Below are 26849 nucleotides of genomic sequence, written 5' to 3' on the forward strand. Positions count from 1 at the left end.
TTGATAATCATTTTCATTTGAGATACAGTTTTAAGCCCAATCCATTAGTTGAGCAAATAAATGGCAGCAAACAGAAAGAAGTTCAAAAAAATTCCTCGTTACCTTGCTCTGGGTTCCCTTACCGTAGGAGCCAGTTTAATTCTTGGCTTTTTAAGTTTTGGAGGGATGTATGCATTATATCCAGCTTTATTTTTAGCATGTGCTACTTTTGGCCTTTCCGTAGCCTATGAAGGTGAAATATATTTACAAAATATTAAAGGGGCTTTTAAAAAGTTATTTAAACAAAATTACTTAGAGAATCACCTGGCCAAAGAATATTTGCTAGAGCATTTCCCTCAAGATATTGATTCTAAAGAAACCCCTCAATTTTTCAAGGATTATGATATCCAACTCAAACTGCTCAGTGAGTTTCATCATAAACCACTCAATAAAGAGAGCAGAAAACGCAAAAAGCAAATAGAAAAAACTCTCGCGGATATGGAAAAATGGTTCGCCTTACAATTATTTGCAACCAAAGAAAAGAAAAAACAATCTGCTTACGCCGAAGAATTAAGTCAGTGGCTTAAAAGCCATGAACAAAATGAATGGCAAGCACGTTTAGAAAAACGCCGATCCACATTTCAGATTGTTAAAGGGTTTAGTCTTCTCGCGGCAACCTTTATGGGGCTTGGTAGCACCTACCTGATTGTCGAAGCCTTTAGCGTGATTCCTTTGATAGCCGCCATCCCCTTTGCTTTTTGGCCCATTTTCATTGTGCCCATGGCTCTAGTTGCTGGGGCTGCTTATGGAATGTTGATTTATAATACCGTCACCGATCTCATTAATAATGATACACTCAACAGCTGGTATAATCGACTTCGCAATGACTTGAGTCAAGGCCTAACCGTCCGTAATCTCTTTATGGCCGCCATGGCTGTTCTTTTAGTCAGCTTAGCCATTGCGCTTACTGTGTGTACTGCAGGTACCTGGTGGACTGTAGCAACCAGTGCACGTCCTTTATTTGAGTGGATGAAAAGAATGCCCAGTTTTGTTATGGGCGTGATTAATCCCATCATTACTGGATTATCCGCTATATTCTTTAATATTCAAAACTCATTAGAATCCTTGGAGATGGTCTATGAGGCTACCGCCCCGGATGCAGACACGGATGCCCAAAAGAAGACTAATGTATTTCAGCGCACGTACCAGGAAATCGCTAATGTACTCACTCATGTATGGAATACTGAGAATTGGTTGCAGCTCCTTAACCCATTCCGCCTTCTATTAAAATTAACGATTACACCACTACGTATCCTGCTTTTCCTAGGGCATTTAGTGAGTGTTGCACTGACTTCAGATCGCATGCCCGGCGTGCCTCAAATCCTGTCTGCACTTGTAGCAATTATCTGTGAGGGCTTCGAAGATGCTCATTATTTTGTTGGAGCGAATCAAAAAGCAAAAACAGTATTGGAAGAGCGTCTCGGTTCTGAAGCAGACCATCAAAACGCAGATATTCCAACGTTCCTTCTCAAAGTTCTGGCTTCACCTGTGTATTTTTTCGCAGCAGGTTGGGATTGTTTGGCAAGTAAAATGAATCGTTCCGTCTCTGGTGATGCTCCCCCCTTGCAACCTAAGAGACTTACTCTGGCTGAGGCATTGAATAAACAATTAGGTATTGAAAAAGAAGTAGACGTCCAATTAGCCGAAGATGTGGAACGTCCATCAACAGAGTGGCAGGCTGAACATACTGTTTCTCTGATTGAAAAATATGAAAGAAAACATTTGGATACGGTTTGGCTAGGCGATGAAATTGCTGGAAAGAAAAAAGCAGCTCTCGAGAACTTGAAAACGGAAATTCGCCAAAACAATGGTTCTTCATTGGCTAGTGTACTTGCGCAGGCAAAAAGGAATCCTGTTTATAATCAGCATCGATTATTTGCGCTACAAGACGATGAGCTCACTGCCACCCAAGAATTTATTGCCGACTTACCAGAGCGTGTTCATGCAATTTAATGCATTTTCATTCTTTAAAAATCCCTATCAACACAATGGGTAGGGATGGCAATCTGAGCCCTACTCCTTACTTTCATTTTTTATTATGCCAAAACAACGCGCTGGATTTTCGGCAGAGGCGATGACAAATTGGACTGAATTATCCTATTCAGTCAAGGAAAACATGGGCATCAAAATCTTTGGTGTCCGTTAAACCCACACGTTTATTTAACTATAAAGCAAATGACTTGTGTTCTTATATAAGCAATAATGCACTAAAATTGAGATCGTTCAATTCGTTGCCTAAATCATTTTGTTAGCTCAAATATGCTTTTGGAGGAATCTGTTGCAAAAAATTCTAACTCAGAGTATCGCTTTATTTTTTCTATTTATTGGCATGTGCTGTGCACAACAACGTGACATTGCAATTACCATTGATGACTTGCCTCTTATTGATGCCCCCCCCCAGGCCATTGAACAGATAGTTCATAGCCTGGTGAAACATAAAGTTCCTGCAATAGCATTTATCATTGGCAACCGAGTCAACCAAGAAACCGTAGCACAATTTAAACTATTTCAACACAATGGATTAGAGTTGGGAAACCATACTTATTCCCATTTGAATTTAAAGCATGTTTCTTGTGAACAATACATTGATGATTTGATTAAAGCAGATGTAATTCTTACCCATTATATGTCACAGCCTAAGTACTTTCGCTACCCATACCTTTCTGAGGGTAAATTGTGGCGCAAAAGTGTTATTCGTCACTATCTCAATGAGAATCATTATATAGTTGCCCCAGTCACCATTGACAGCAGAGACTTTGAGTTTAACGACGAATTAGTTAAACGTCTCAAACAAAATCCCTCTGCCTCGATAACTGACTTTAAAAAACGTTATCTTCAATATGTTTGGCAACGGACGCTAACTGCTGAAAAAAATACTCCTGGAAAGCAAGTCTTACTCATCCATGCAAATTTACTAAACAGTTATTTTTTAGATGACTTATTGCATATGTTTGAAGAGCATGGCTATCATTTTATTTCACTAGGTGACGCATTAAAACCGCAATAAAATAGGGCTTAAGTCCACTAGAAAAGGCCTATCCTTAGCTTAGAAAATGCCATGCCATGAGCCGGCTCGCTGACATTTTGTGCTGTATTGCCATTTCATTAGGCCTATAACCATGTCGAACTGTCATGGTTATAGACCCGTCGGGGATGGATAACGCAGCGGGCACTTTAACCCAGGCGTAATTTTGCATCACCGAGAATATGGAGCATATCTATCGCAACGGTGGCACCTACTAAAGCAGTGGTTTGAGCTACATCATAGGGCGGAGATACCTCAACTACATCCCCGCCAACCATGTTCAATCCCACCAGGCCCCATAAAATTTCTCGCTGCATTGCAGAGGATAATCCGCCTGGCATCGGGGTTCCTGTACCAGGGGCGAACGCAGGATCCATGCAATCCACATCAAGGCTGATATAACATTTTCGATCGCCAACTATCTTTTTTATTTGTTCTACTACAGCTTGGCTCCCCATTTGGAAACATTGATTTGCAGTAATTACGTGTAATTTGGGGGTTTCTGGAACACTTGTACGAATGCCAATTTGAACAGAATGCTTAGGATCGATAAGTCCCTCTTTGGCGGCGTAATAAAACATGCTGCCATGAGTCAAATGAGGCATTTGCACTGTATCAGTATGTGCATCAAAATGGATTAATGATAGCGTTCCATGTTGACCTGCTAGCGCTTTGATAGCGGGATAAGCAACTAAGTGATCACCACCCAATCCCAAGGTAAAAATACCGTGTGAGCACAGCTCATTGATAGCCGCTTCAACGTTTTCCAACATATGATTAATTTGACCCGGAAAAAAGCCAATGTCCCCATAATCAATCATTTTAAATTGTTCATTTAATCGATAGGTATGCGGCCAACACGTCCCAAGTATACTGAGGTAGCATGAAAGATCTCGAATGCTTCGAGGTCCAAATCGTGCCCCAGAGCGATTGAAAGTACTTAAATCAAAGGGAACGCCATAAACGGCAAGATCGACTCCTTGGAGATTTCGTGTGTACTCCGAACGGAAGAACGTGGTAATGCCTTCATAGGGTACTGATTTCGTTAGTATCGGTTTCTGTGATGCAGGATCATTATGTGACATAATCAACTCATTCCATGTTGTTTGATTGCGGAAGTGCTTATAAACAGACTACGCAGTTAATTATAGACCAAATAAAACTGGATATCGGGAGAGGATGACACTCAATGTGCCGTCATTTTTTTGAATACCCTCCGCAAATAAACCCCTGACCTGATCCCCTAATGCATCTAGGATTTGTTCGCATTTTATTGCCTGTTTAAAGCAGCTCGTTTGTTAGTGTCATTCAACATAAATCCGCGTGTTCACCTCATCGAGCCTTTAAGTGAATAACAGCCCTATCGCCCTGCACGCACGCTTGCCGAAAACTCAATCGGGTTGGATACAAAAAGAGTGGTTATCAAAATCAAATCAATTTCTGCTCAATAACATGAGTTGTAGTTACAAACTCTTTTATTTATGTCAAGATTCTTGCAGTAAAAACTTCTGAGTAAGTACTTAATATTCAGAGAGGAGTTAGGCGAAAAAACTGAATGGAACCAACTACTTTTTAACTCAACTTATAGTTTATGGATTAACTGATGATGATAAGATATTTAAGGAATATAGTCGTTGCGTTTCTGTTGATGGTGTGTCACAACGTTTACTCTGGGGGGAGTACGCTTTTTAATGTTTCTGCAACAGGGACTCCAGCCCAAGTAAATCTTACCCTATGCTTAAACGGAAAAAGAGCTGTTTCTTGTCAAAATTATAATGTTGCCGCCTTAACATTAAGTATTCTTACAACCATACCCAATCATACCTATCCAGAAGCTGGGATCAAAATAAATACACCAGGTTATGCCCTCTCAGGTTGTCACTTGCAAGGCAATGGATATTGCCTCTTTTCGGTGAGCAACACGAAAGCAGCAATTATTCCGCTGACACCGCCGACATGCCAAGCGGATGTCATTGCTTTTACGCCAACAGTAACTCACGTTAACAATCCTATTGGAAATACCCCTCAGCTTTCACAGCAATTTACAATCAGTATGACCATGTGTAATTCGCTAGGAAAGCCAATTATTCCCAGCGAGAGCAACCCAATCCATGTGGATGTTTATGGGGCACCAGAGGGAGTGATTTCGCCAACATCAACAACGACGAGCACTGGATCAGTCACTTTTACCTACACTGGCCAACCATTTCCGAACAACATTTCGATCAATGCCTGGATTAGTGATAGTACCAATAATGGTGCCGCACTTGGGGTAACCCAGGTGCTGCAACAAAATACGCCGTCGTGTACGTATGGCAGTACAAGTTATCAAGTACCGTTAGTACAAACACTACCTAATGCCTTACAGATAATGGCCGATGTAGGCTACAACGTGACCTCGGCAACAGATACTCTGACTCATTTCACGATTGATACGGGTTCTTTAGGAGTTATTGTGCCGAGCGTTGAGCTTCCTAGAACCCCTAGTGTAATCGGCCCAGGGGCACCGGGCGTTAAATATTATGACAGCAGCGGCAATACTTATTCAGGAAATTACTACCTTGCACCGGTAAGAGTAAAAACCGCCAGTGGTACAGTACAAACGTATCCTATTATGGTTCTTGGAATTGACAAAGCTTACTGTAGTGGCCCCACTACCAAGTCGTGCTATTCAAACCCACCCTTGCCCGATCTGCATTACCTGGGTGTTGGTTTTAACCGAAACAGTACTACCGCCGGAGATTTATTTAACTCGCCTACGGCTAATGCTTTTCTTCATTTAACCAATGCACAAAATGGCACCAATCTGAGTCCAGGTTATTACCTCACACCTAATGATGGGATGGCTGCTACAGGATTAACTCTGGGAATTACAACCAATAATCAATACAACGTGGTCAAATTAACACCTGACCCAAATGTGCCTGGTGACTTTTATCCTCAGGCAGGATGTTACAGTTTTCCCAGCGCTCCGCTACCCAATCAGTTCTGTGGTACAGCGCTTCTCGATGTCGGCATCGACTCGATGTTCATTGACTTGCCCAAAGCCCAATGGCCCGCAGGAACTTATAACTCCAGAGATGAGGTGCCTGCAGGAATAAATATGGCGATTTTAATGGGGGCATTAAGTACACCAGCAATGCAATACCATTTCACCGCAGTTGACGGTACTCCCCCGAGCAATAGTGCAACCCCTACTGTAGTACAATGGATTGATAGCACGGCGAGCGGCCAAATCTTCGTGAATACAGGTCGACGACCATTGTACCTTTACGACTATTTCTATAACGGCCAGTGTGGGCAGGTGGGCTTTAAACAGTTACCATAAATTGGGCGACGGACGAAAATAAATGGGTGCAAAAAGAAATCAAACTTCCGAAGCCTCACGCCAATCTGCGGAGAATGCCGCTGATCGTGTATTTCTGCAAACGGAACAACATCTTCGGAATATTATTGAACATGCCCCCACCGGCCTGGTGACTATGTCTATTAACGGAGATCTATTGCAAGTTAACCCTGCTTACTGTGAGATCACCGGTTATTTCAAGGAAGAGTTAGAAGGCATGAATTATAGAGCATTGAGCTTGGATGATGATCTCGCCGTAGATAACTATAAAGTACAGCAATTACTTGAAGGAAAAATCAGCTCCTGTAGGCTTGAACAACGTTATCTCCGAAAAGATAGTAAAATTATATGGGTCCAAGTCACTTGCTCGATCCTAAGAGATGATTCGACGAATAATCCACTGTATTTTATTGCCCAGATAGAAGACATCACCCCACGTAAAGAAGCTGAACATACTCTTAAAAACAATCAAACTTATCTCAGAAACATAGTCGAACATGCGCCAGTAGGGATTGTCACTATTTCACTTGATGGTCAATTATTAGCTACCAATCCTGCTTATTGTAGAATTACGGGTTACAATAAAGGCGAGCTTGAACAGATGAATTATAAACAGCTCACTTATGATGAAGACTTTTCAATCGATGCATTAAAAGTACAAGAATTGCTGGTTGGCACAACTGATTCTTATCAACTGGAACAACGTTACGTACGTAAAGATGAGACGATTATTTGGGTATTGGCAATTCGCTCACTTGTCCGTGATAGCGATCCAGAGGGCCCGTTATATTTTATTGCGCACGTTGTAGATATTACTGAGCGCAAAAAAGCGGAACTCCTGTTAAGAGAAAGTGAAGCACTATTCCGCTCCATTATGAACAACGCGCCCATAGGCATGGCTATTCAATCGTTAGATGGTCAATTTTTACAAGTAAACCATGCACTTTGTGAGATCACCGGCTATCAAAAAGAAGCCTTAGAAAAACTAAGCCTGCATGATATTGTTTATCCTGATGACTTAGCAAATGAGAGTAACCAAATACAGCGCCTGATTGAAGGCAAAGATCGTTATTATCAAATTGAAAAACGCATCCGTAGAAATGGGGTCTTTGCCTGGGTAGAAATTACCCGATCGATTTTGCGCAATACCCACACTGGCGCCCCCTTGTATTTTATTGTTCAAGTAGAAGACATCAATGAACAGATACTAAACAGGGAGAAAATTCGCTATCTCGCCTATCATGATATCTTAACGGGTTTACCCAACCGTCAGCTTTTATATGAACAATTAATCAAGACACTTGCACTTGCTAAACGGTATGAGCGCATTTTTGCAATCCTGTTTATTGATCTTGATAAGTTCAAAAATATTAATGATACCTTTGGTCATGATGTCGGCGATAATCTGCTTAAGGAAGTGACATCAAGATTAAATAAATCCTTTCGAGCTAGTGATTTGCTTGCACGTACAGGAGGTGATGAGTTCATCCTGGTGCTCACAGAAATTAAAGCACCGCAAGACGCAGCGATTGTTGCGGAGAAAACCCTGAAAATCATCAGGCAACCCATCACGATTTGCGACCAATCCATGCAAATTGCAGCCAGTATTGGCATCGTTACCTATCCAGAACATGGGCATGATATTACTGAGTTAATGAAAAAAGCGGATAGTGCCATGTATACCGCTAAATATGCGGGTGGAAATCAATATCATTTTTATTAAAAATGATTCAGTTGACTGCTTGTAGCCTGGGTTCTGCGACGCGACACCCAGGCTACAAGGCAGGAGAATTTTTAATGAATTAATTACTCTGTAGCAATAATTCCTTAGCATGAGAACGCGTTTGCTCTGTTATGGTCAAGCCTCCCAACATACGCGCAATTTCATCCACTTTTTCATTAGACTGTAACAAGGAAATCCTGGTAAAGGTTTCTTTATTATCGCTTCGTTTTTCAACCATAAAATGGTTATGCGCTGAGGCGGCAACCTGTGGTTGGTGCGTGACACAAAATACTTGTAACCGCTCACCTAATTTACGAAGCATCTGACCGACCAGGGCAGCTGTAGCACCACCAATTCCTACATCCACTTCATCAAACAATAAAGTAGGTGTTGTCCCTTGTTGGGCAGTAATCATTTGTATGGACAAGCTAATTCGTGAAAGTTCACCGCCTGAAGCTACTTTACTGAGCGAATCAAGTTCCATACCCGGATTGGTGCATACTTTGTATTCCACTTTATCCATCCCATGGACCTGCATTTTTTCTAGTGGAGTGATTTCGATTTCGACCCAACCTTTAGGCATACCCAGCTGCTGAATACTGGCTGTAATTTCCTTAGCCAATTTTTTTGCTTGTCCTTGCCGTTCTTTTCTTAATTTAAGGGCAGCGGCTTCATAGGCGGCAACCAGCTGACGATGTTCGATTTTTAATTGTGCTAATCTGCTCTCGCTGTCTTGCATAGTATCTAACTCTTTTTGCAAGTTCGACGCATGTTCATGAAGCTGGCTGCTATCAATATGATATTTACGCGCAAGCTGATGGATTAGACTCATCCGCGTTTCTATTTCATCTAACCGTTCTGGATCCAGATGCACCCGGTCAACAAATTGCTGCATTTCATCGATTGCTTCTTCGCATTGAATCAATGCACCATTGATTAATTCAAAGGTATTTTTAATCGGTGCTTGTTCTGCGGGTAATTGACTGAGGAGCTGCAGAATCTGATTTAAGCCTGTACACAGGTTAGGCTCATCTTCGGAATTCAATAATCCATGTATTTGCTGACTTTTTTGTAAATACTCTTTTGCATGATGCAGCATTTGATGTTCTTGATACAAAGTTTCCATTTCATTTTCATGCAAGTTCAACGCTGATAATTCTTCAATTTGGAATTGTAATAACGCAATCCTATCCGCTTGCTGCTCCTGCCCTTGTAATACATCAATTTCTTGCTGAATTTTTTGACATTGTTTGTACAGGCGAGCCACCTCATCCAGCAAGAGCTGGTTCTTGCCGTATTGATCTAACTGTTGACGATGTGTCGTATGATGCATCAATGTTTGATGCTGGTGCTGTCCGTGAATATGGACCAGTTTTTCACTTAATTCTTTTACCTTTTGTAATGGAAAAGGTTGGCCGTTAATATAAGATTTGGAGCGGCCTTCGGCATAAATCACACGCCGCAAATAAATTTCACCATCATCGCATGGAACATCATGTTCTTCTAACCATTGCGCCGGTTCAGAGCCTTGTCCCACAAAAAATCCTGCGGTGATGTCACATTTTTCTTGGCCAGGCCGAATCACGGAAGCATCTGCTCTATCACCTAATGCCAACATCAACGCATCGATCATAATCGATTTACCCGCACCGGTTTCACCAGTGAACGCGGTCATCCCTTGAGTAAAATCTAACTCCAGGTGCTGCACAATCGCAAACTGTTCAATGCACAAAGTAGTGAGCATGTTCTATCCTTGATGTTTGGATTCCCAACCAAGCTTTGATCGTAATGTATCATAATAATGATAATCAAGAGGATGCAACAGCCGTAATTGGTGACCATTTTTTTGAATGCCGACCTTTTGTCCGGGTTTGACCATTCTTGACTCATGACCATCACAACTCACTCGCAGATCAGATTCGTTAAACTGGCTGATATGCAGTTCAATTTTAGCCTCTCCATCAATAACCAATGGACGCGAACTCAAGCTATGGGAAAACATCGGCACCAAAACGATGGCATTCAAGTGCGGATGCATGATTGGACCACCTGCAGATAAAGCATAGGCCGTCGAGCCTGTGGGTGTGGATAAAATCATCCCATCAGAACGGTAATGACTTACCAATTGTTGATTGATATATACGGAAAATTCTACGAGATGTGTTTCTCTTCCACGACCTAAAACCACATCATTGAGGGCATCACCTTCAAAATAAGTATGGTCTTCATCGTATATCCGCGTATGCAGAAGAAAGCGTTTTTCTTCTTCATAATGACCCGTTAAAACGGCACTCAGCTGGGACTCCAACTCATGAGGCAGAATATCGGTGAGGAATCCTAAGCGTCCTCGGTTAATCCCAATGACTGGCGTATCGACCCTGATCGCCATACGGGCTGCTGAGAGCAGACTTCCATCACCGCCAACAACGATAATCAAATCATTTTTTTCGCCCATATCTTCTCTGGCTAGGACCGGGATTTTCACATCAAATCCCGTAGCCGTGTCGATATCTTGATAGACTTGAACATTTTGTTTTTGCAAAAAATCAATCAAACGATATAAAGTTTCATTCACCCCTTGATTCGCCCTGTGCTGGCGGGCATACAAGATGATCCGTTTGAATTGAACTTTATTCTTCAATGTTTGCTGTTCTTGATGCTTTTTTTCGTTCATGTTCTTTCAATGATTTTTTTCGTAACCGGATAGAATCAGGAGTTACCTCAACTAATTCATCGTCATCTATAAATTCCAGGGCCTGCTCTAAAGTTAACTTAACTGCAGGAGTTAATATAATGTTTTCGTCAGAACCGGAGGCACGGATATTTGTTAATTGTTTTTCTTTCGTAACATTCACCACCAAATCATTATCCCGTGCATGAATTCCAACAATCATTCCTTCGTAACATACGGTTTGCGGTTCAACGAACAATCTACCCCGCTCTTGCAAATTGAATAACGCAAAAGCACGAGCCATTCCTTGACAATTAGCAATCAACACCCCGTTAGCTCGCTTTCCTATGCGTCCTTTTATAGCTGGACCATAATGATCGTAAACATGATACATCAACCCTGTACCGGAGGTAGAGGACAAAAATTCATTATGAAAACCGATGAGACCGCGAGTAGGAATCATATAGTCAAGACGTACGCGACCTTTGCCATCGGGAACCATATTTTGTAATTCACCGCGACGCTCACCCAATTTTTCCATAATGGAGCCTTGATGATTTTCTTCCACATCGACAGTCAAATGCTCATAGGGTTCTTGTTGTTCCCCATCGACTTCACGAATAATGACTTCCGGCTTACTGATCGCAAGTTCATAACCTTCACGACGCATTGTTTCAATGAGAATGGATAAATGCAATTCGCCACGACCAGAAACGCGAAATTTGTCGGGATCGTCACAATCTTCAACCCGTAACGCCACATTATGCAACAATTCCGTTTCCAAACGTTCCCGAATTTTGCGCGAAGTAACAAATTTTCCTTCTTGGCCTGCGAAAGGTGAATCATTGACTTGGAAGGTCATGCTAATTGTTGGCTCGTCAACCGAAAGAACAGGCAAGCCTTCAACGATATTGGGATCACAAATCGTATCGGAAATTTTGATGCCCTCAATACCGGTAATGGCAATAATATTACCTGCACTGGCTTCTTCGACTTCAACTCGTTCAAGCCCTTTAAAGCCTAATAATTGCAATAAGCGACCTGAGCGAATATTCCCATCTTTATCAATAATCTTCACTGCAGATTTCGCTTTAATTTGTCCACGAGTGATGCGGCCTATACCAATTGTCCCAACATAAGAGGAATAATCTAAAGAACTGATTTGCATTTGGAAAGGACCATCTGCATCCACTTTAGGCGCCTCTACTTTATCGATAATGGTCTGCAATAAAGCACTCATATCGGTCGCTTCGTCTTCCAAATTCAATTTAGCATAGCCATTTAAGGCAGAAGTATAGACAACAGGAAAATCCAATTGGGCATCTGTGGCACCCAAATTATCGAACAGATCAAAAACTTGATCCATAACCCAATGAGGCCGTGCTCCGGGACGATCAATTTTATTAATCACCACAATAGGATTTAATCCCCGCGCAAAAGCTTTCTGGGTCACAAAACGTGTTTGAGGCATCGGTCCATCTACGGCATCAACCAACAGCAATACGCTGTCAACCATTGATAAGATACGCTCTACCTCGCCACCAAAGTCAGCATGTCCCGGGGTATCAACAATATTAATTTGATGATTTTTCCAATACACACAAGTATTTTTTGCAAGAATGGTAATGCCCCGCTCCTTTTCTAAAGCATTGGAATCCATCACGCGTTCAACTTTGGGTGCTCTCTCGTTAAGAGTACCTGTTTGTTGGAGTAATTTATCTACTAGCGTGGTTTTACCATGGTCAACGTGGGCGATAATGGCGATATTGCGAATCTGATCAATCATAAATAACCTTTGAAGGAAAAAGCTGAGTGTTTGTTCATAGATTTGACATTATACATCAATAAGCAGCTAAAACCTATCTGCTTATTGTATTTTAGCAGTAAACTGCACTTATATCCTAGCGAGTGCCGCTGTCGATTGCTCTTTGCCTGGGTCCTGCGGCTGGTCCGCAGGGTGTGGTTTTTATCGCAACGCCCTTGCACCCTGAAATAATCCCTGGGACAAGGCTAGAGCAAGAACTGATTTTTGAGAGATACCGAAGATTCAACGGCTTACACCTAACCAGACAATAGCCTATTACGCTACTAATTACTGCTCTTTAATCTACCAATTATTTTTTAGCTGCTAAAATAATAATGAGGGGTTAAAAATAGGGAGTAATGATGAAAAAACTAATTTTACATCCCACTGACATTAGCCAATGGCATGCATTGGTTAATGAGGCGCAAGCCGCAACTCAATTGATACTCACTGAGAATACTGAAAGTTATTTGGTATTTTTGTTAATGCGTTTCTCTCAAGGGCCTAAATTGATTGAATCGGTTGTGGCCCTTGATTTTCTCGAGTCTATGCATCGTCCAAGAAACTTACAAATGGAATTGTTACGGGATGTCGGTGATAAAAGCTTACTTTTTTGTGGGCTCTTCCCAGGAATTGCTAAGAGACGCCATGTCAGCCTTGAGTATTTCTCTGGAATGGGGCAAGCCGCTTACCTCACTGTCAGTGAGCTTGAAGGAAAGCATACAGCAGATTTGTTTATTCAACTGAGTGAACAATTCCTTACATTGCAACACGTATTACAAGCCATGCGTGGAGAGTGTGTCGAGCTGATTCAATCGGAGCAGGGGATCTTATCTTCTATACGATATACATTACAATAAAATTATTAGCTGAGGGATAAAGCTGCCAATCTACACTGGCTGTAATCCTCGCAACGTCTACCTCAAGTGTCTTTGCATGGCGTCACCATAAACAGAGCACTGCTCCTGGCTGACATCCCGGTAAAAAGGCGGGCTGCCACGGACAATCAATGCCTCAGGGGCTAGTTAAAAAACCGGGCTTTAGCAACAAATAACCGTCATTTTGAGGACAAAAATATGAGTGGTGACCTAGGCAAGGTCGAGCCGTTGTGGCTCGTCCACCGCTTGATGCTGACTCATAAACTGTTTCACACAAATCATCACTTCATCTCAGAGCTTATGGGTCATATCGTTTTCAGATTGAGGTTCGATTTTACCCTGCTTTGATTTTTGTAACTCTTGTTTTAGATCCTTCTGATGCTGAGGAGATACAGGGGTCATCACCTGAGCCCATATTTCAGAAGATAGATGCGCATGGGTATAATCTTTATGCTGTTTATTCTGTTGGGGTAACATGGTTCCCCTTAACATACTGTCCACCTGCTCATCTAGTTTGAGCGCAGCATCCATATTGTCATCCAGCACTTGCGGTATGATTTTATGTGCTCCTCCCAAAATGCGCGGTTCAATAATATTGAGCACATTTGCTACTGCAGAGACACAATTGTTCCCCAATAACTTATAATCTTTTGTGTTAAAATCACTGGCGTGAGATTTGGCCTTGTCAAATAATTTCCTTGTTTCAAGGGCTTTTTTCTTAGTCGCTGAATCTTTAGATTTCATATCCTCAAGCACTTGCTCCGGTAAGTCGACTTTTATCATCCGATGAATTCCTACTTGATAATAAGTGATATCAAGGCCATTTACCGTAAAGGCCGATGATTTAATCTGGCTATGATAAAATTTTTCACAAGCCTTTAATGTCTCTGGAAATGAATGGCTGTTCGTGCTTAATTGCGGCGCGGGCCCTCCATAATTTACTAAAAAACTGGGCATGTCATGCTCTCCTTATCGTTGTTCACTCCTTCGTATTTCTCCTAAAGATATAGTTGAACTCAACGAAAAAGCCAATGTTTTTGATTGATAATCAAATGCACGGGTTCAAATTCTTTGATAGGCTCAGTATTGAATCTAGTGTTTATGTCGGTGATGAATATCAGGAAAATGGGGATGAGTATGATATAACGGCTTATGTTGATGCCAATGGGTATGCGGTTCGCCAGGTGGATCTGTCGGTTGATGCTCATGTTGATGATGCGCATCATGCATATGTCGATGCTCATGTTCCATTGCTTCATGTTGATGAGCATGTGAATGATACTCTGAAAGGTGTAACCAAATACCAATCCCCATGAAAAGGGATGCAAGAATCAGTTGCAAGCTCAAAGGCTCATTCAAAAAAATAATTGCAAATCCGGCACCGACAAACGGCGCCAGTGCAAAGTAAGCCCCTGTCCTGGCCGTACCAATGTGGCGTAATCCTAGAATGAACAATAATAAACTGACCCCATAGCCTAAAAATCCCACTGTTCCTGCAGAAATTATAAACACAGGTGTGGGTAGTATCGCTCCGTAAACCATGGCAATTGTTGTATTGGTTAATCCAGCAATGAGACTTTTGAGCATTGCGATTTGTAAGGGATTAGCAGCAGAGATTTTTCTTGTTAGGTTATTGTCGATTGCCCAACACATACAAGCCCCGGCAATCAGTAAAGGACCTAAAATATTTTGATACGTTAAACTCCCTTTCCAGGACAGCATAAAACTCCCAATCACAATCGACATCATGCCCATAGCTATAGTGCGATCGACATGTTCTTTAAATGCAAGCCATGCAATTAGGGCGGTAAATACCGATTCGAGATTGAGCAATAATGAGGCAGATGCTGCAGGAAGTTTCATTAATCCCACCATCAAAAAAACCGGTCCCAAAATCCCCCCCAGTACTACCGCACTACCAAGCCACAGCATGTCTCGGTACCTTAAAGAGGCCTCTTTTGCTTTTGATTGAGTTATGTATCGTTGGAAGAAAAATATAATGAATAAACCGACTGCGGCTCCAAGATAAAGCAATCCCGCTAGCAATAATGGATGAATCGTCTCTAATAAAAATTTAGCGGCTGGTGTCGCCGCACCAAACAGTACGGCGGAAAGAATGGCATACCAGTATCCTGGATTGGTGTTCGTTTTATCGTTCATAATCTTTATCATAGCTTACGGTACATATTTAATGCCAAAATAAAACGAATGTAATTTACATGAACAGAAATGAAGCGAGTAAACCACAAAAAAACGGCAAACAAGCGTCCAATTGTCACAAGAATTCTTCGTAATAAAAAAGTCATCCAATCGCATTAATCATGAGAAATTGCAACAATTGGGCACAGTAAATAAGTACCATTTAAATCAATTGAGGAGCGTACTAAGTCACAACTCATTGCCCAGTTTTACCAATACAGCCTTTTTAATTTCAAACTAGGGCAATGGCATGAATACTCATCCCAAATCCATCATCATAGCAAGTCTAATTGCTTGCTGCCCCCTAATACTGATTTCCCAAAATGCTTCTCTAACACCACAATCAATTTAGGGTCTAAATGCACTAAGGATATTGTCTTCAATAGATCATTGCGGTCTATTTCTGATAAGCGAGTGCTCCCCGTAATTGACCAATCGATCATCCACGTAATCGCAAAGATTGTATGACGAATTGATAGGATGGCTGCATCAATGTAAAGAATATTATCTGTATCCAAATTTAATGACACTAAATCGATTTGGGGAAAGAAATACTCACGAGTTTTACCATTCATTTCGAAGTTTAGAGAAATATCATGAAACAATCTAATATTTCTAAGAGGGTTATAATCGTCTGAGAGAACACTCATAAAAATAAGCCAACACCTTTGTCCATATTCATTATCTAACACCTCCATTTCCTGTTCAGTATGTTTACCGTTTGCTGCAAGTTGCGCAAGCGCAAGAAGTTTATGTAATTCACTTTTAATATTCTGCTCAAGTGCTATCAGTGTCTTCAAAATAGCGCGACTATCTTCCGCGTGCATTATCGTTAAACGACTCATTTCGTTCGAGCTCAACTGCGGCAAAGCCTCTGGATTAGTAAATTTATTTAATTGATCATGTGATGTAGTAGAAGGCAATGCATTATCTATTTTCTGGATTAGTACGGCTAACTGAGCAATCGTTTTGTTCGCCTCATCTACAGAGCTGATACTGTTTCGCAGCAAATCAGAAAAATCGATTGCAGGTACAAAAAACATTAAATGATTTCCAAATCCATCCTCTTTAATTTCAATGGCCATTTCATGACGAAAAAGTGAGGACATCGATATCTTGGATTTAAGTAGCACATCCGATATCTCCTGTTTTTTCGCTTGGAATTTCAAATTAAGATAATCGAAATCTGTTGTAGTAGAATCCGCTTCTGCTATTGATTTCTCAGCCAAGTTTAATAATTTATAAATTGGCTTATCCATATGAGTAATTGTTTTATAGGCAGCGAAAACAATTAATTTTGCAACTCCAGGATTATTAAACGTAATCACTGCTGCGGGCTCAACCTCGTTATTTTTTCCAGCAAAACTTAATGAAAAAAAAGCGAGTAAAAAACTGGCTCCTATCAATTTAAATGTTCTAGTTAACCACACTTTTGCATCCTCCCTGATGAAAAATCTCGGCGTCCATGCTCACGCCAGCAAATTTCGTTCAATTTGCCTCAAGAGTTCATGAGTTCTCTATAGTGTTCTTCGTTAAAACCCACCGCGATTGTTTTGCCGTTTTGTAATAAAATCGGTCTCTTGATAAGTGATGGATTCGCAATGATGAAATCAATTTTTTCAGCATCGCTCAATGCTTCAAAATCGTCTTTATATTTCCGGTAGGTCGTGCCTTTTTTATTGATGGGAAGCTCCCCTAAATACTCACTCCAGGCCTGAATTTGGGCTTGGGTTGGCGGTTTCTTTTTGAAATCAATAAACTCATAATCAATTTTATTGCGTTCTAAAAAAGTACGCGCTTTTTTCACCGTATCACAATTGGGAATTGCAAACATCAAGATCATTTTTGTCCAAAAATCATAGTTAGTTCAAATCCTATCTTATAGTGTTGCATTGAAATCTTCCAGTGGATACTGTGCTCTAACGAAACTTCCTTAGAACTCGCTGGATAAGCTTTAAACATAAAAGTTAATTCACTGAGCCATAAAAGTGCTTGTTGACCGCAATGGATCCAGGCCTTAGGTTTTTTTATGGGGCCTGGATTAAAATGAATGAAACTCACCTGGCATCAGATTATTTTTATTTTAAGTCGACAATTGAATGTTAGTTTGACCCAGCTGCGTATCTTTAACTTCCTCATCTTGCTCTCTCATATCTTCGAGTGCATCCTTGAACGCGTGCGTTTTTTTCGATAAATCGGATTCAGATTTTTTTGCTGCTATGCCAGTACCCGCACTAGCCGCTTCGAGTGCATCCTTGAACGCGTGGGTTTTTTTCGATAAATCGGATTCAGATCTTTTTGCTGCTATGCCAGTACCCGCACTAGCCCCGGCGAACGCTGCTGCTAGAGCGAGGCCAACAATTAAACCAATGCCCGTGGGCGCAAGGACCGCCGCGACTATTAAAGCGACTCCAGCCAGAGCCGCGCAGGCTGCTGAAACACCGCTTAATCGCTCAGATTTCTTCCCAACGACTTTGTCAGCAAGCTCGCCAAGTCTGCAAATGGACTTCAAATGCTTGGGATTTTTCAAATCTGAAGCTATGTTCGCATGATGGACTGTTTTATCTATATGTTGGTAATCTTCAAGGGTTAAATCAGGGTTTTCCAATGTCTCAGAAATTGTGGCATGAAGTGCTTGTCTTGCTTCATTTAGGCTTTCAACTTCTACTTTTTCACTCAGTTTACTTAGACCAGAATTAATCCTGTTTCTATAAAGTTCCATTAAGGAAGATTCTAATTCAATGCGTTCTTTTTCTGATAAAACACCTTGAAGTTTAGAACGTTTTATTTTTATTAAGTCACTAATTATCTGCTCTTTATTCTCAGTATCTTTAAGTAGCTGCACTATCATTTGACCGCTCATATGGCTGTCATTAAGCAATTTAACGATCTCTTGGCTCTGCATCTGGGCAAATTTTTGAGTAATAAACGGTTCCATTCCATTAAAAGAAGCTTCTATTTTTTGACGTTCTTCATCCATTAATTCGCCTTGCAGCTTAGAAAAATTTCTATCTATTATTAAGTTAATTATCTGCTCTTTATTCTCATCATCTTTAAGTAGCTTCACTATCGCCTGACCGCGCATTTCGCTGTCACTAAGTGCTGCACTGAGCGCCTCTGCACTCATCTTGGTAAAATCGTGGGGAAGATGGGCTTCTATTCCTTTAAGAGAAGATTCAATTTCATAACGTTCTTTAATTGTCAAATCACCTTTTAATCTAGAAAGCTTTGCATCTATTACCAGTTGAATTATTTCATCTTTACCCTGCTCGTCCTCAAGTATTTGAATTATGGAGTGACCATTTATTTTGCTGTCGACCAGTGTTTTGGCAATCTCTTCCGAACTCATCTTGCTAAATTTTTGGGAAATAAACTCTTGGATTCCTTTAGGGGGTGAAATTTTGGAATCCGAACAGGACTGAGCTAAAAGCCGTGTTAAAGAAAAATCATGTGCAACAGACAACTTAAAATTAAGCTCCAACAGGGAGTCAGGTACTCTTGAAGCTTGACGTAATGCTTGATATTCAGATTTCAAATCAGTTATTGCGTTTGTTTCTGGAATACGGCCTACCCCTTTTATTGTAGCAATATCTTGTGGCTCACCAAAATCATAAACCTCTTGTCCTGGTTTTGATTGTCTTGTTGATGGGATAGGTAAAAAGTGTTGTTTGATTAATTCGGCGGCAATCTCTGGATTTTTTAAAGTTTTTTTTCCTCCATCCATCGGGAACATTGTGACGTCTAATTTTAATTGGCTTTCGAAATCAGCAAATCCCCATGTCCCATCTATATCACGGCGATATAGTTTAAACTTATCCTCCTCTCCAATGATTCGAATTAAAACGGGATAGTTATTTTCTCTGGCCTCATTCATTGCTTGTACTGTTGCAGGATCTGGTTTTTCAGAATCAAAGCTCCCTGTTGAGTGGAATATACAACTCTGGAGAGTGTTTTGAACCTGTTCTTGAGTTAATTGGGGTCCGGAATATCCCTTTATGTTTAAAGTTACATTTTTAGGAATCAGTTCCGGATTCTCTGCAAAAAATTTTTGGAGCCCTTGGACAATATCTTTTCGGTCGTCGTAAAAATTAAATTCAATTTCATCGTCAGGATTTTGCATCGCTGCGAGTTTCATTTGGGCAAATAATAAGGAGACTTTACTTTCGTCATCTAGTTGCCGGGGAAAACCATCGCTTTCAAATCTAGATATATTAAAAGACTTATAACTTCCATTCTCGTTTAAATAGTCTTTCTCCTTAAATTTATCATATGTTTGTCCTATCGCAACAGGCTCAATTTCTAAATCCAGGAGAAGGAAAGGATTGAATGTAGTGTTTTCACCCAATTCCTTGGCAATCGCTTCCATTCTAGGAAAAACAGACCCAGGAGGAATTGCTGAACCACTTCCATTAGTAAAATCTATCTCAGGATCTTGACGATTAGAACCTACCAAGAGAACCGTTTTATCTCCTCTTGCAAGAGCTTTTAAAATATCACGATTTGCATCTATATAAGCCTTATCTATCTGCTCCTTTGATTTTGATTGCTCCCATCCTGTACCAAGCGCAAAGGCAGAAGCTTCATTACTTAAACACCCATCAAAATCAAAAGAATGATAAACCACCTTACCCATCATAAACTCCCCAAATAAGGAAACCGCGATACCTCAGAATTTCATATGAAATCATCTACTTTTTATTATAGCACTTAGGTACAACTCTAACCTTCACGAATAGAGGTAGTTTCCATAGCTCAAAGTCTTTTATGTATTAACTATTAATAAATCCTTAATTAATAGTCATCTATAATAAAGAGAAACACTATAGTTTAATTGTCTGGAGGCTCTATGACGAAAAGAGTGGCTTTTGTAGATATAGATGGGTGCTTGGTTATTGGAGGTAAACTCAATCATGCTCTAGTGGAGCAACTTAAGTCCTATGATGAGGTTATCCTGTTTACCCAAAGGAGTAAGTTTCTTCAGATTGGACAAATTACAAGAGCTTATCTTCTTTCGGAAGATGTGAAAGAAGATACGATTGTAAATACTCCTGATGCTGTAGATGCATTAAGCCAAGCCATTAAAAAGCCGGTAAAAGTCTCCACTTCGGTCGATCAGTATTTTGGAGCACCCACTGAATATTATGAAACCTCCTTAAAAGTATTCGAACAGGACTTAAAAGAAGAAGCTCAAAAGAAAGACCCCGATCTTAAAGCATTCAACAAGAGGGTGACGGAAGAAGCTGGAACTATAAAAAAACATTTGAACATTACCGATGAAAGAGCATCTCCGGAAACTTATTACCCTCAAGGAAAAGTAGAGCAATGCCAGGGGATTATGGTTCATTTACCTCGATTGTTGGGCACAGAAGAAGATGTTACCGTTGACTTTTTTGATGACAGCAAAAGAAATCATACCGAGATAATTGATAGTGATGATAAAGATCTACCTAAAAAACCAAATTGTATGGTGGTTTCTGGCTCTTATATTTGTCCTATCGCTAAGTTCCATGAACAATATGGCAAAGATGCCGATCCAAGAGATCCTAAAATTCATGATCAATTGCAAAAGGATCCTATTGCAAAATTAAGCCAATATATCGCTGATCGTGAACAAGAACGTTCTACCTCCAAGTCAGAGTTTAAAAGCAAATGGGCAGAATTTTTTAGGCCAGATGTATTGAGTGCTACAACGAAAATCAGTGCCGCTAAAAAAGCAATAAGAATCTTACAAGGAGAAGAGAATGTACAGATGACTGAAAATGAATTGAAGGCTTTACAACAAGGTCGCTCCAAAGAAATCATTGGTGATGCACTTGATACGATAAAAGAATCACAAGAAGACAATATATGGCGGTATGTAAAATAATGAAAAAATTGCTTCCCTCTTTTTTCTTTTAGGCGGGACAAACACTTTTCAGGCCTCATCATTAAGTGAGTTGATAATTACTTTTACTTAAAAAGTTGTGTGTCTTAGTGAAGGTAATTGTTTTTTTTTGGTAATTGATAACCAACTTCTAGACAACAAACACTTCTGCATCCAAAACACAAGAAATAATGGGGTATAAAGAAAGTAATTTTCCTTCCTAAGTAGGTTTTTAAAAATGCCCCCAAAAAAACAGTCCAGGTGAAATAACGAATGCAGTTTTATTTTTGCATTGGACCAGTGGCCTGATAGTCAATTGTTCGCACGTTTTAAATAGGCGTTATTGGCTCCCGAAACATCTTTCGATGCAAACAAATATTTCTTAATTTTCCAGAACCTAGTCAAGGACAATCAAGTGAGCCCAATGATGGCCTAAGGATGCAATTCTACATAATGCTTGTTTTGACATTCATGGGGAATGAAACAGCGTGAGTGCTTTTTTCATGCTGTTTCATTAATTAAGATTCAGAATTTACTGACACGTGGGATACTTAAATGAGGTAATCAGAGTACTCCAGTTTCTACTTCCTGATTGCTGCAGAAACTCATTGGTATACCAAAAGGTGCAATCATCGCTTGGGTCAATGGCCATACTGCTGTAATCCCCCCAACGGTTGCTCCTACCTGTTATAGAGGGCAATTGATGTCCGCCGCCGTTCATAATGATCTGTTCACCACGCATCATCCCACGTGGGTCGTAATGTCTGCGCCCAGTATAATGGATGGATGGGAACAGTGCGGGACCAGAGATACTAAAGCCTAATGCTATATTTCCCTGTTTATCCATGGCCATGCTACCCATCCATCGCCCATTACCATCCGGTTGAGTGTAGGTGCCTTGCTGATGGACCTTTAGGTTGCCTCGATGATTTACCCTGAGTTCATACCACCGAGTAGCCGCAATTTGATTTCCAACTTGCACTACATGATTAAATACTAACGATTGATGCGTGACCAAATTACGATAAGCCAATCGATACATCGGTCGGTCGGATACCACCTCAAGTCTGGCATTCGTTCCTTGTTGCACAGCGCAATCACCCACTACGTTATCAGGGGTTTTATTACATATCATTGGGTTGAACGGTTTCACTCTCAGTGCAGTAGGCCCCTCAAAACGGCTGTTATTCGGATTTTGCCAATCCACATGGAACTTCCATACTGCGAGGTGGTTACGCGATGTAACCCCATTTGCATCCTGAAGCAGCCCGACAAAATAGTTGGGCTGGCCTTGGTAAGGAAGTGTTTTCCCATCGAGATCGGAGGGGAGGAAGATCCCTGCCTCTGGCTGGGGTTGAAAACATTGCATCGTTGCTGGAGCACCAACTAACATGCTTGCCCGATCGAGCGCGCAGGCAGCAGGCCCTGACTGAGTCGGTAGCGAAGGAGCATAATCGTCAAGAGGTTCGCTGGGAAACATCACAAACATCATATAATACGCATCTGGCCAAACGCCCAACTTCCCATAGTCATTAAAATTGGTGCCAAAATCAAATGCATAGCGATAATAGGTCCCCGTCGCATCCGCGGTAGTGGAAACAGCGATGCATTGCGTCTGATGTTGTTTGTCCGCAGTAGCAAATTGAGTCATCACCCAACGATTAGCGAGTTGGTCATATTTAACAATCGGATCGCCGCTGTTCTGATTTTGACAGGGCCCACCAAACCCAGCCCATAATGCATTTCCTGCTGTTGGCCCCATAATAAGGTTTCCGGAAGCTTTATCAAAAATAGCAAAACTGGTATTAACCCACTGCACCACTTGGGTCAATCCTACTGAGGCATTAGGATCTGGAGGAGAAACTTGCGGTTGGAAGTTTGAAAAGCCCGCCCCCAAACCTAAAAAACTAAGACCAGGTCTTGTCACTAGCGGCAACTCGGTACTCGGCTGAATCGCCTCGTCGATAAAATTATCTTCTATTGGCTTTAGTTTGAGAGGTTTTCTATGTAGAGGAACGATGTAGGGTGATGGTTGAACTGCTTGGACAGTCGAAGCCATACTTTTTAATGGTTCCGAAACATCATGTTTCACTTCCGAGATCACCAATTTTACTGGTTCAACCGCTAATGAATCCCCTGAAAAAATACTTACAATCAATCCCAATGCAATGTTAAATCGTTTCACGGCCATTAAACTCCTTGTAAAAAATATTGTGCAGTGACTTCCTTGGTGAAATGTTTCGCTACATCGTTTTAAGAAATGTGCTATAAAACAATTCCATGAAACTTCCTCCAATTGTGAAGCGCATGTTATCACAATCAATAAAGCACTTAAAATCAAGGATCATAGGAGCGTAATATGATGCTTTAGCCATTTTTTTGTTTGCAGCTGCCCATTATTGCCGAATTAAAAAACCTATTGCCAGAGCAAATTATTTTAATTAAAGGATTGCCTCTAACGTATTGAAAACGAGGTATTATCCTGCTCTAATACTTCTAATTGCCGTATCCCAGAATTACAACTGAAAACTGAAAATCACTTCATTTAATGGACCAATTTATTTCGAAACCAATCAACATGACTATTTCATAAAAGGACAAAAATTATGTCAGCAAGGAGCTTTTTTTTTAGCTTGGCCAGTTGCTTCGCACTCTCTTCTCTTGCCAGCGCCGGCAGTATGGGCTCAATAGCGCCAGTCCAAGGTTTCCACCCAGTTTTTACGCTCTTTGGCGGTGTTGCCGGCCTTGATGCGAAAACTAATTCGCCACAAACTTTTAGCGGAACGGATGACGAACAGTTCCTATATGTTAGCAAAAAACATAATCAAACCACGGGTTTCGTGGGGGGATTTCTTGGCACTGAATATCAGCTTCCGCACCCGGGGCTTTTCCTGCAAGCCGGTGTTGAATACGATTACTTCGGCAATGCATGGATAAATGGCCAAAATGCGGTAGGTATCGAGCCAGATACCAGTACGTTGTACAACTACTCGTGGCGTATTCAAACACAACAAGTGCTGGCGGTAGCCAAACTCTTTACTACCACTGAGCTGACCTTCGGGGCCCCGCATCAGTTGTTCCCTTACCTTTCTGTTGGATTAGGGGCGGCTTTTAATAATGCCAATGAATTTAGCACCATGACCGAAGAAACAGGCAGCATCAATCTCACACCCACTTTTAATGATCATACTCACTCCGCATTTTCTTACACCTTGGGTGTTGGGGTCGATACCTCAATCAACCAACAAATGCGCTTTGGTGTCGGATATCGTTTCTCCGATTTCGGTAAGTCCTCCCTTGATGAAGGACAAGTGGTGTTCCAACAATATAAAGCCCCGGTACCTTTTGCATTAAGTACCGCACACACTTATGCCAATCAATTCATGGTACAGCTGTCTTACGTGGCTTAATTTATCTAATGACTCATGAAAAAGAGGACGTTTTTTATGCACAAAAATTACCATCTTAAGCACTTATCGTTGGCGTTAGCCCTATGCAGTGCCCTGCCTGCTTCACACGTTTATGCCGCAGCTAATTTTAGCATCACGCCCATGAACGGTCCTGTATTCCCAAGCTCTATTTATTCTGGCGAGACAGTTTATGCCTATTACACCATCACCAATAAGACCTCATCTACGCGTTCAGGTTATAGGATACAAGGACTGCCTGCTTCTGTGACTCAAGTCACCAATTCAGCGAACCCAGCCTATTGCCAAAATCAAATTAGCTTAACAGCCGGCAGTAGTTGTACGCTGCTACTGAGCATTTCCAAACCGGTGAAGTCTTCTTTCGCTTTGTGTAAAGGAAATAGCTGTACCACTGCGGATACCCCCTTGAATGTCAAGCAATCCACTTTTTTACCCCCTGAAGTGGTCGGCGGGCAATATTCCGATGGTGCCGTCCTTTACCCCCTGTTAGCCAACAGCCAAAATGACGGCTCCACTTGGACTTACGTGATTGAGAAGAGCAAGAGCTTGCCTGCAGGGTTTACTAATTTAGGTGCATTTTTCACTACGAGCTGCTCAGGATTAAATTGTGTCGCGGGGGGGAATTATGTCGACGGCTCTATCTTTTATCCCTTATTAGCCTACAGCCAAAATGGCGGCGCGACTTGGACTTACACGATTGAGAAAGGTAAAAATTTACCTGCAGGTTTTGCTAATGGCGGTCTTTTTTTCAATGTGAACTGCTCGGGGTTAAACTGTGTCGCGGGAGGCCAATATTCCGACGGTTCTATCGTTTACCCCTTATTAGCCTCCAGCCTAGATGGCGGAACCACCTGGACTTACGTGATTGACAAGAGCAAAAACTTACCTTCTGGATTTTCTAATTTGAGTAATCTTGGCACGGTAAGTTGCTCAGGATTAAATTGTGTCACCGGAGGGTTTTATACCGACAGCCTTAATACCCAATATCCCATATTAGCTCATAGCCAGAATGGCGGAACCAGCTGGACTTACGTAATTGACAAAAGCAAAAGCTTACCCTTAGGCTATGCTGGTTCCGGTGTTTTTTCTGGGGTGAGTTGTTCTGGATTACATTGTGTTGCAGGAGGACAATATGCTGACAGCTCTATTCGATATCCCTTATTAGCCTACAGCCAAAATGGTGGCGCGACTTGGACCTACGCGATTGATCAAAGCAAAACGTTGCCTTCGGGGTTTGCTAATTTAGGTACTTTTTACAGTGTGGGCTGCTCGGGATTGAATTGTGTCGCGGGAGGCCAATACTCCGACGGCCTTACTCAATATCCGTTATTAGCCTACAGCCAAAATGGCGGCGCGACTTGGACTTACACGATTGAGAAAGGTAAAAATTTACCTGCAGGTTTTGCTAATGGCGGTCTTTTTTTCAATGTGAACTGCTCGGGGTTAAACTGTGTCGCGGGAGGCCAATATTCCGACGGTTCTATCGTTTACCCCTTATTAGCCTCCAGCCTAGATGGCGGAACCACCTGGACGTACACCATTGAAAAGGCCAAGAACCTGCCGTCAGGATTTACTGATAAGGGTACTTTTCTAGGTGTAACCTGCTCTGGATCACGCTGTATCGCAAGTGGGTTATATTTCGACAACTCGATTCAATATCCCCTCGTAGCCAATAGTCAAAATGGCGGAGCTACCTGGACTTATACCATCGAGGCGAGTAAGCCATTACCCCTTGATTTTAGTACTGGGGGCTTCATTAATAGTGGTGTCGTTTCCTCATTACTTCCCGAATCAGTTGCATTGACTTATCAAGTACCCGAAAGTTATCACCTAATGGGAATACCCAATTGGGATTAAATAGACATGCAGCAGG

At 41.4% G+C, this 26849-nt stretch carries 18 protein-coding genes; 8 read left to right on the forward strand and 10 right to left on the reverse strand.

What is annotated here, in order from left to right:
• The first annotated feature begins 60 nt into the window (after positions 1 to 60).
• Together OQJ13_RS07455 and OQJ13_RS07460 are read left to right on the forward strand one after the other, a co-directional pair.
• Positions 61 to 1992, forward strand: coding sequence for a hypothetical protein (locus OQJ13_RS07455; RefSeq protein WP_265710238.1), 1932 nt, complete (start codon positions 61 to 63; stop codon positions 1990 to 1992).
• A gap of 325 nt (positions 1993 to 2317) precedes the next feature.
• Positions 2318 to 3046 carry a polysaccharide deacetylase family protein gene (locus tag OQJ13_RS07460; RefSeq protein ID WP_265710239.1) on the forward strand — a complete coding sequence of 243 codons (729 nt, stop codon included), beginning with the start codon at positions 2318 to 2320 and terminating at the stop codon, positions 3044 to 3046.
• Between the two features lie 167 nt (positions 3047 to 3213).
• On the opposite strand, the gene speB is transcribed toward OQJ13_RS07460, so the two are convergent.
• Positions 3214 to 4149 (reverse strand): agmatinase, encoded by a 936-nt coding sequence (gene speB / locus OQJ13_RS07465; RefSeq protein ID WP_265710240.1) that lies wholly within the window; start codon positions 4147 to 4149, stop codon positions 3214 to 3216.
• 518 nt (positions 4150 to 4667) lie between these two features.
• Between speB and OQJ13_RS07470 the strand changes: the two genes are divergently transcribed.
• Positions 4668 to 6392 (forward strand): hypothetical protein, encoded by a 1725-nt coding sequence (locus OQJ13_RS07470; protein WP_265710241.1) that lies wholly within the window; start codon positions 4668 to 4670, stop codon positions 6390 to 6392.
• A 22-nt stretch (positions 6393 to 6414) separates the two neighbouring features.
• Complete coding sequence (locus tag OQJ13_RS07475; RefSeq protein WP_265710243.1) at positions 6415 to 8133, forward strand: bifunctional diguanylate cyclase/phosphodiesterase; 1719 nt, start codon at positions 6415 to 6417, stop codon at positions 8131 to 8133.
• A 79-nt stretch (positions 8134 to 8212) separates the two neighbouring features.
• On the opposite strand, the gene recN is transcribed toward OQJ13_RS07475, so the two are convergent.
• The 3 genes from recN to typA are packed head-to-tail and all read right to left on the reverse strand — an operon-like array spanning position 8213 to position 12590.
• Complete coding sequence (gene recN / locus OQJ13_RS07480; RefSeq protein ID WP_265710244.1) at positions 8213 to 9877, reverse strand: DNA repair protein RecN; 1665 nt, start codon at positions 9875 to 9877, stop codon at positions 8213 to 8215.
• 3 nt (positions 9878 to 9880) lie between these two features.
• The gene (locus tag OQJ13_RS07485; protein WP_265710246.1) at positions 9881 to 10807 is read right to left on the reverse strand and encodes an NAD(+) kinase; all 927 of its coding nucleotides are present in this window, start codon (positions 10805 to 10807) and stop codon (positions 9881 to 9883) included.
• On the reverse strand, positions 10764 to 12590 hold the full coding sequence (gene typA / locus OQJ13_RS07490; RefSeq protein ID WP_028381708.1) for a translational GTPase TypA: 1827 nt from the start codon (positions 12588 to 12590) through the stop codon (positions 10764 to 10766). The genes OQJ13_RS07485 and typA overlap by 44 nt, the downstream gene beginning before the upstream one ends.
• 380 nt (positions 12591 to 12970) lie before the next feature.
• On the opposite strand from typA, the gene OQJ13_RS07495 reads away from it, so the two are divergent.
• Positions 12971 to 13468: a hypothetical protein gene (locus tag OQJ13_RS07495; protein WP_322783757.1), complete on the forward strand. Its 498-nt coding sequence runs from the start codon at positions 12971 to 12973 to the stop codon at positions 13466 to 13468.
• A gap of 309 nt (positions 13469 to 13777) precedes the next feature.
• Here the strand turns inward: OQJ13_RS07495 and OQJ13_RS07500 are convergent, their stop codons facing one another.
• The 5 genes from OQJ13_RS07500 to OQJ13_RS07520 all read right to left on the reverse strand — a co-directional run bounded on the left by OQJ13_RS07500 (position 13778) and on the right by OQJ13_RS07520 (position 20321).
• Complete coding sequence (locus OQJ13_RS07500) at positions 13778 to 14443, reverse strand: DUF778 domain-containing protein (protein WP_265710249.1); 666 nt, start codon at positions 14441 to 14443, stop codon at positions 13778 to 13780.
• 135 nt (positions 14444 to 14578) lie between these two features.
• Positions 14579 to 15646, reverse strand: coding sequence for a DMT family transporter (locus tag OQJ13_RS07505; protein ID WP_265710250.1), 1068 nt, complete (start codon positions 15644 to 15646; stop codon positions 14579 to 14581).
• Between the two features lie 314 nt (positions 15647 to 15960).
• Positions 15961 to 17115: a hypothetical protein gene (locus OQJ13_RS07510; protein WP_265710251.1), complete on the reverse strand. Its 1155-nt coding sequence runs from the start codon at positions 17113 to 17115 to the stop codon at positions 15961 to 15963.
• A gap of 68 nt (positions 17116 to 17183) precedes the next feature.
• Positions 17184 to 17528 (reverse strand): arsenate reductase family protein, encoded by a 345-nt coding sequence (locus tag OQJ13_RS07515; protein WP_265710252.1) that lies wholly within the window; start codon positions 17526 to 17528, stop codon positions 17184 to 17186.
• A gap of 240 nt (positions 17529 to 17768) precedes the next feature.
• The gene (locus OQJ13_RS07520) at positions 17769 to 20321 is read right to left on the reverse strand and encodes a hypothetical protein (RefSeq protein ID WP_265710254.1); all 2553 of its coding nucleotides are present in this window, start codon (positions 20319 to 20321) and stop codon (positions 17769 to 17771) included.
• A gap of 210 nt (positions 20322 to 20531) precedes the next feature.
• On the opposite strand from OQJ13_RS07520, the gene OQJ13_RS07525 reads away from it, so the two are divergent.
• On the forward strand, positions 20532 to 21551 hold the full coding sequence (locus tag OQJ13_RS07525; RefSeq protein ID WP_265710255.1) for a hypothetical protein: 1020 nt from the start codon (positions 20532 to 20534) through the stop codon (positions 21549 to 21551).
• 529 nt (positions 21552 to 22080) lie between these two features.
• On the opposite strand, the gene OQJ13_RS07530 is transcribed toward OQJ13_RS07525, so the two are convergent.
• A complete protein-coding gene (locus OQJ13_RS07530; protein WP_265710256.1) occupies positions 22081 to 23739 on the reverse strand; it encodes a hypothetical protein in 1659 nt (552 codons plus the stop codon).
• 415 nt (positions 23740 to 24154) lie between these two features.
• Between OQJ13_RS07530 and OQJ13_RS07535 the strand changes: the two genes are divergently transcribed.
• Positions 24155 to 24958, forward strand: a complete 804-nt coding sequence (locus OQJ13_RS07535) for an outer membrane protein (RefSeq protein ID WP_265710257.1) — start codon at positions 24155 to 24157, stop codon at positions 24956 to 24958.
• A gap of 36 nt (positions 24959 to 24994) precedes the next feature.
• Entirely contained in the window at positions 24995 to 26833 is a 1839-nt protein-coding gene (locus tag OQJ13_RS07540; RefSeq protein WP_265710258.1) for a sialidase family protein, read from the forward strand.
• Positions 26834 to 26849: the final 16 nt, after the last annotated feature.

Source organism: Legionella sp. PATHC035, assembly GCF_026191115.1.
Taxonomy (GTDB): domain Bacteria; phylum Pseudomonadota; class Gammaproteobacteria; order Legionellales; family Legionellaceae; genus Legionella.

Coding starts and splice junctions, on each gene's coding strand:
- OQJ13_RS07495 (WP_322783757.1), top strand. CDS start 12,971: ATGAAAAAACTAATTTTACATCCCACTGACATTAGCCAATGGCATGCA.
- OQJ13_RS07470 (WP_265710241.1), top strand. CDS start 4,668: ATGATGATAAGATATTTAAGGAATATAGTCGTTGCGTTTCTGTTGATG.
- recN (WP_265710244.1), bottom strand. CDS start 9,877: ATGCTCACTACTTTGTGCATTGAACAGTTTGCGATTGTGCAGCACCTG.
- OQJ13_RS07540 (WP_265710258.1), top strand. CDS start 24,995: ATGCACAAAAATTACCATCTTAAGCACTTATCGTTGGCGTTAGCCCTA.
- OQJ13_RS07520 (WP_265710254.1), bottom strand. CDS start 20,321: ATGATGGGTAAGGTGGTTTATCATTCTTTTGATTTTGATGGGTGTTTA.
- OQJ13_RS07505 (WP_265710250.1), bottom strand. CDS start 15,646: ATGAACGATAAAACGAACACCAATCCAGGATACTGGTATGCCATTCTT.
- OQJ13_RS07500 (WP_265710249.1), bottom strand. CDS start 14,443: ATGCCCAGTTTTTTAGTAAATTATGGAGGGCCCGCGCCGCAATTAAGC.
- OQJ13_RS07525 (WP_265710255.1), top strand. CDS start 20,532: ATGACGAAAAGAGTGGCTTTTGTAGATATAGATGGGTGCTTGGTTATT.
- speB (WP_265710240.1), bottom strand. CDS start 4,149: ATGTCACATAATGATCCTGCATCACAGAAACCGATACTAACGAAATCA.
- typA (WP_028381708.1), bottom strand. CDS start 12,590: ATGATTGATCAGATTCGCAATATCGCCATTATCGCCCACGTTGACCAT.
- OQJ13_RS07515 (WP_265710252.1), bottom strand. CDS start 17,528: ATGATCTTGATGTTTGCAATTCCCAATTGTGATACGGTGAAAAAAGCG.
- OQJ13_RS07455 (WP_265710238.1), top strand. CDS start 61: ATGGCAGCAAACAGAAAGAAGTTCAAAAAAATTCCTCGTTACCTTGCT.
- OQJ13_RS07535 (WP_265710257.1), top strand. CDS start 24,155: ATGTCAGCAAGGAGCTTTTTTTTTAGCTTGGCCAGTTGCTTCGCACTC.
- OQJ13_RS07475 (WP_265710243.1), top strand. CDS start 6,415: ATGGGTGCAAAAAGAAATCAAACTTCCGAAGCCTCACGCCAATCTGCG.
- OQJ13_RS07530 (WP_265710256.1), bottom strand. CDS start 23,739: ATGGCCGTGAAACGATTTAACATTGCATTGGGATTGATTGTAAGTATT.
- OQJ13_RS07485 (WP_265710246.1), bottom strand. CDS start 10,807: ATGAACGAAAAAAAGCATCAAGAACAGCAAACATTGAAGAATAAAGTT.